The sequence below is a fragment of the Paractinoplanes rishiriensis genome (assembly GCF_016862375.1).
GTDB lineage: Bacteria > Actinomycetota > Actinomycetes > Mycobacteriales > Micromonosporaceae > Actinoplanes > Actinoplanes rishiriensis.
In genome coordinates this window covers 1-553 of record NZ_BOMV01000182.1, presented here as the reverse complement: position 1 = coordinate 553, position 553 = coordinate 1, and the positions used below count along the sequence as shown (strand labels likewise).

Sequence of the window (553 nt, the reverse complement as noted above, 5' to 3'; positions counted from 1 at the left end):
CGTTCCCGCCGCAGCCGGTGATCACGTCGGACAACCTGGTGGTGTCGATCGACACGGTGCTGTATTTCAAGGTTGTCGACCCGGTCCGGGCGACGTATGAGATTGCGAACTTCCTGCAGGCGATCGAGCAGTTGACGGTGACGACGCTGCGGAATGTGATCGGTTCGCTCGATCTGGAGCGGGCGTTGACCAGTCGTGAGGAGATCAACCGGCATCTGTCGAGTGTGCTGGACGAGACGACCGGCCGGTGGGGTATCAAGGTGACCCGGGTGGAGATCAAGGCGATCGAGCCGCCGCCGAGCATCCGGGACTCGATGGAGAAGCAGATGCGCGCGGAGCGCGATCGGCGGGCGGCGATTCTGAACGCGGAGGGTCATAAGCAGTCGCAGATCCTGACCGCGGAGGGTGAGAAGCAGGCGGCGGTGTTGCGGGCCGACGGTGACCGGCAGGCGCGGATCCTGCAGGCGGAGGGTCAGGCCAAGGCGATCCGCACGGTGTTCGACGCGATCCACCAGGCGAACCCGTCGCAGAAGGTGCTCGCCTACCAATACCT

At 64.7% G+C, this 553-nt stretch carries 1 protein-coding gene; it reads left to right on the top strand.

Annotation, left to right across the window (positions count from 1 at the left end; all coding sequences use genetic code 11):
- Positions 1-553, top strand: a 553-nt coding sequence (locus Ari01nite_RS49515; protein ID WP_275410977.1) for an SPFH domain-containing protein, incomplete at both ends; no start/stop codon positions are given.